Annotated in this window: 4 protein-coding genes; 2 read left to right on the top strand and 2 right to left on the bottom strand. The window is 52.2% G+C overall.

Going from position 1 to position 5,261, the window contains the following annotated elements:
• Positions 1-387: 387 nt before the first annotated feature.
• Positions 388-1,239, bottom strand: a complete 852-nt coding sequence (locus tag PsW74_RS17305) for a hypothetical protein (RefSeq protein ID WP_063290467.1) — start codon at positions 1,237-1,239, stop codon at positions 388-390.
• Between the two features lie 826 nt (positions 1,240-2,065).
• Positions 2,066-3,910 (bottom strand): DEAD/DEAH box helicase, encoded by a 1,845-nt coding sequence (locus tag PsW74_RS17300; protein WP_063304489.1) that lies wholly within the window; start codon positions 3,908-3,910, stop codon positions 2,066-2,068.
• A 436-nt stretch (positions 3,911-4,346) separates the two neighbouring features.
• Between PsW74_RS17300 and PsW74_RS17295 the strand changes: the two genes are divergently transcribed.
• Both PsW74_RS17295 and PsW74_RS17290 read left to right on the top strand, forming a co-directional pair.
• Positions 4,347-4,562: a hypothetical protein gene (locus tag PsW74_RS17295; protein WP_063290465.1), complete on the top strand. Its 216-nt coding sequence runs from the start codon at positions 4,347-4,349 to the stop codon at positions 4,560-4,562.
• 96 nt (positions 4,563-4,658) lie between these two features.
• Complete coding sequence (locus tag PsW74_RS17290; protein WP_108820489.1) at positions 4,659-5,108, top strand: hypothetical protein; 450 nt, start codon at positions 4,659-4,661, stop codon at positions 5,106-5,108.
• The last annotated feature ends 153 nt before the right edge of the window (positions 5,109-5,261 follow it).

Below are 5,261 nucleotides of genomic sequence, written 5' to 3'. Positions count from 1 at the left end.
TGATCTGGGACCCAACGACCTCCGCCTCGCTACCATTCAAGCACAAAACAAACACACAGGGACCCATGAGTGCCTGACGGTCAATGCTACACTCGCGCTATGCAGCAATTATCGTGTAGGTCCCGGCTCGGGGCCAGGATGACACCGAGGGAGGCGGTGGATGTTTTCTCTTACAGGAAGTGCCACTCATGCTTGCGGTTTACCCTCTGTCATTATGCCGGACGGAGCGTAGTGGAAGTCCGGTATCCAGAGTCAAGATTGTAGGTATTTGCGAGTACCGCTTTGGTTCTGGCATCGAATTTCGTTTGGGTGAGAAGAGGAACATAGATGTACTAACCTACGTTATGATCTAACCGACCTGCAAATTTTACCAATTTGTATTGGAGTTTACCAAATGAGAGGAAGATCTTCGATCTGTCGCGTAAATCTGTAACATCCGAAATCGGGAAGAGACAAAGAACCTGCTACAGGGCCAAGTATGCACACTTCGCTGCCGCTCATTCTAAGAAACTGTCCTAGACGTTTGCAAAACTCAGGGTTCTTAGCATCTACCATGCGCAAAAAGTAACTGATCTCAATGGTCGAACCCTTCCGTATGGCAAAAGGTACAACAGCCCCATCACAACTCCCGATGGCTGCTGAATTCGCCGCGACTGCTAACAGTGGAAGTGACTCGGGCCAAAATCTTTTGATTTCGTTAAGCGCTTGCGTCCTGAGATCGAGCCCCCAGATGGTGACCCAGCCTTCGATGATCCGCTCCCAAATAGGCTGATCTGATGCTGGTTCGCCAGACCAGTATCTTTCAGCCAGCTCCTCCCACCCCTCGACGAGGGTGTTCTCGTTGTTACGCATCAGTGTAATCCATGCTGCATCGAGACGGGAAGAGTGATCGGCTGAAATACCGACATCTGTGAGGTACTCTGAGTTAAAATGACCAGACCAAGAGTCGCTTTCCCAAACCTGAGCAGCACTATCAACATCATCAAACAGAAATATACCTGTTAACCTCGAAACGGCATTTGGAAAGTGCTTTCGCCTAAAATCCTCTAAGCGGAACTCAGCCGCAGCTCTGGCTGCGTTTCCGTCCCGTAAAAGAGCAGCCATACCGAAACTCAATGCACCGGAGCGCTCTGACTGTGGAAGGCGGGAAGGTGAATAGAAGCTCGATCGAAACGCATTCCAGGCGACCATAGGATTTTCGATGTCTATATAGATAAAGCCCTCAAATTCCTCAGGCATCACTGATCCAATCACTAACTATAGACACAGGCTATCAAAAATCTCTTTTAGTGACTACAGATCAAAGCATTAGGAGTCCCTGAAAACATCATCAGTTCGACTATTTAGCGCACATCAGCCTATGATTGCTTGGCCTGCCTTTATACTATTCGTAATCAATGTGGGTATGTGGTTGTGACTGCAAGTCAGGTCTCGTAAAGGCGCATGAAACACTTATCCTCCTTGCTCAAAACGCAGACATACTGAATCTCGTGCCCACGCAATCGGGCAGGGGTGGACCGTCCATTCCGCGGCGTGGGTGGGGTTGGGCTGCCGGCATGAGGTAACGTATCTTGTCGGGAGGTCCGGTGAAGCGCCATACCCTTTTGAGGCCACAGTGGTATAGGGAGTTTGGGGTCGTTCCGGAGGGCGTCCGGTGGTGACAAGAAATTGTCGATGACAGGGAAACCTGTCAGTGACACGGGGACGTGTCAGTCACGTCTGTCCGAGAGGGAGCCCGCGTGTTCATGATAAAAGGCCCGGGCGAGGCGAGTAGCTGATGCCGAAGAAACTAATTTAACAAGTAGCGCAGGCAACGCCTGCTCGCCTTGCTCCACCCGTTTAACGGGGACCAAAGCTTCACCACTGCATGGATGGCCATGTGGTGCTGTTGGTGTTTGTGGGGAGAGGTAGGCATCAGGCATAAAAAAACGGACCCGAAGGCCCGTTTTTCAATTCTTGCTAAAGCAGTTCACGTTTAAGCAGATGAACTGCATTAGCTTTTGTTTGGGCGTATCTTTATCCGAAAACCGGTTTCCACTTTTCGGAGATACGATGTCTGTGAGGCTTATTCGCCGCCGCGGTTATCGCGGAAGCTTTTGCCGCCACCTGGCTTGCCTTCGCCACGACCACGGCCTTCACCACCACGGCCACGACCTTCGCCACCACGGTAGCCACCGCCACCGCCGCCTTCACGACGACCACGACCACGGCCTTCACCGCCGCGTCCGCCTTCACCACGGTAACCGCCGCCACCACCGCCACCGCGGTTGTTGCGATTGCCACCTGGGCGACCACTGCTGCTGCGCTCTGGATTGCCTTCGATACGGGTGATGGTGATTGATTTTTCACCAGTGCCGTTTTCTTTGACAGTTTCCAGGAACTTGTCAGCAAGTTTTGCGTCGAGTTCGAAACGGGCGTCTGCATCAAAGATGCGGATGGAGCCGATGTCTTTTTTGGTGATGTGACCTGCGCGGCAGATCATTGGCAGCAACCAACGCGGTTCAGCATTGTGTTTGCGACCGACGTTGAGGCGGAACCAAACACCGTTGTCGAAGTCTTTGCGTGGCTTGCGCTCACGCTCACTATCGAAATTGGTGCTTGTTGCCAGCAGTTCTTCTGGTGCAGGCAGACCCTGATGGATCTGGCGCATGTAAGCAGCTGCGATTTGCTCAGCGGTGAACTTCTCAAGAAGTTCCTTCACCATTGGCAGATCTTCTTCGCTCGGTGCTTCCTGCAGATCGGAGGACGCAAGGATGCGCTCACGGTCTTTGTTGCGAATTTCATCGGCTGTTGGCGCTGGAGCCCATTCCGCTTTCACTTTTGCAAAGCCGAGAAGGCGTGTTGCTGTGCGACGGCGGGTGTGTGGGACAACCAGAGTACAAACGCCCTTACGGCCTGCACGACCAGTACGGCCAGAGCGGTGCAACAGGGTGTCTGCGTTGTTTGGCAGGTCTGCGTGGATCACGAGATCCAGGTTTGGCAAGTCAATGCCGCGTGCAGCAACATCGGTTGCCACACAAACGCGGGCCCGGCCATTACGCATAGCGCCAAGAGCGTGGTTACGCTCAGCCTGGCTCAGCTCACCGGAGAGAGCAACAACTGCGAAGCCACGGTTGCCGAGGCGTGCAGACAGGTGCTTCACCATTTCGCGGGTGCCGCAGAAGATGATGGTGTTCTGAGCTTCGTAGAAACGCAGGACGTTGATGATCGCGTTTTCACGGTCGTTTGGTGCGACCTGCATTGCGCGATATTCAATATCAGCGTGCTGTTCGCGGTTGCTTACTGTTGAAATGCGCTGTGCATCACGCTGGAAGCGTTTTGCGAGGCTTTCAATCTGCTGAGGAACAGTTGCGGAGAACAGCAGAGTGCGGCGTTCTTGTGGTGCAGCGCCAAGAATGAATTCGAGGTCTTCACGGAAGCCAAGGTCCAGCATTTCATCTGCTTCGTCCAGTACAACTGTGCGAAGTGAGGAAGTATCAAAGGAACCACGTTCAATATGGTCACGCAGGCGGCCTGGGGTGCCGACTACGATGTGTGCGCCTGCAGAAAGATTGCGGCGTTCACGGCGCATATCCATACCACCAACACAAGTGGTGATACGAGCACCGGCTTCGCCGTAGAGCCATTCCAGTTCTTTAGAAACCTGGATAGCCAGCTCACGGGTTGGCGCAACACACAATGCAAGAGGTTCGTTCGCACGGCCCATACGCTCTTCATCACCCAGCAGTTCCGGCGCAATAGCGATGCCGAATGCAACTGTTTTACCAGAGCCTGTCTGAGCAGAAACCAAAAGGTCTTTGCCTTTCAGTTTTTCATCAAGAACGGCTGTCTGGACCGGGGTTAGAGACGTGTATTCGCGCTTTTCTAGTGCGGTAGAAAGCGCTGGGGCAACCCCTTCAGGTATCGTCATTTAGTATTTCTTTCGAGGAGGGTCATTATCTATAAAGCAAGAGCTTTGTTGCCCTACCCATCGCTTCCGCTCACTCATGAAACCATAAAGGGGACCATGAGGCGGCAAATGGCAAGCGAGCTCTTTTCTTCGTGGGCCTTGTAGTCTGACTTCGTGAAAAGGTCAATGAGATATAAAAAATAGATATGAAAGGTACATGTAAGTTTGCCGTGGTTCGGAGGTCCTAAGCTTCGAGAAAATGGCTAGAATTAAGGGTCCAAGAGAGCAGTATCACGGGTGATTGTGATAGATAAATCGGGTGTTTGCCACCTAAGTGCTGTTGAGGAATTGGGTGCTTTGATTTTTGAACTGAACGGTGATTTCAGCTTTACGCTAAGACTATTTGCCTTTTTCATGGGGCAGAACTAAAGAGGGGCGATTAACAGACGGAGGCGAAATGGATCAGCTCTCAAACTTCTTTGGTGCAATGCCCTCATGGGTTGGAGTGGTCCTGCTTGTTGTGTTCATTCTGAGTGGCCGTCTGTTCAGAGACGCCTGGAAGCTTCAAGGCGCCAGATGGAAACTGCAGTGCTGGGTTTTTGGGTTGCTTGCCTTGTCGAGCTTTCTGTTGCTGGTGTTCGGCGTTTTTGATTTTGGCTGGGCGAGCAGATAACTTTCTGGTTGCAGAAAACTAGTTTTAAGAGCCTTGGTATATGATAGCTCTCAAATGGCAGAGGCCTGCCGCGAGAAACCTATTGGAGCCAAGAGCATGTTTTCGAAGCCATCATTGATCAGACGAGGTATTACAGCCAAGTTGTTTGGCCTGGCTTTTGGGCTCCTGTGCCTCTATCTCATCGCGTTGCTTAACCTGAATGTTTCGTTTGTGGTTCAGTTCGGCCTGATCCTGTGGTGCATTACACTTGGTGGTCTGGTAGCGCTGATAGGGGTCATAAACTATCTGCCCCTGCTGAAGTCCATCATGCCGAGCTGGTTCTCTGGCGGTTTCATTTGCGGATGGATGAACTTGCTGCTCTGGCTCATTGGCGGGGATAGTCTGACGTCGATCGGGCAGGGGCTGTTTCCGACACTGGGTAGTCTGTTTCTTGGTATTGGTTTTGTTGCCATTGGTGTCGGCTTCGGGATTGTCGCCGGGTTCTTTGCCAAGCTGATTGGCGGTGAAGGGCCGGACGTTGCGCGAGATTATACCGACAGTAAATAGCAGGCATGCAAAAGGGGCCTTTCGGCCCCTCGAATGTTTTGAAAATGGATGGTGATTAAGCTGCGCTCTGCTCTTCCATCGCTTGCTTGCGCTTACACGGCTGCAGCTTTTCACGAAGCGGGCTGTTTGGGTCAACTTCGCGCTTGCAGACGA

Origin of the sequence: Pseudovibrio sp. W74 (genome assembly GCF_001623085.1) — a bacterium.
Taxonomy (GTDB): Bacteria; Pseudomonadota; Alphaproteobacteria; order Rhizobiales; family Stappiaceae; genus Pseudovibrio.
The sequence above is the reverse complement of the archived record's forward strand: the minus strand, read 5'-3'. Positions and strand labels throughout refer to the sequence as shown.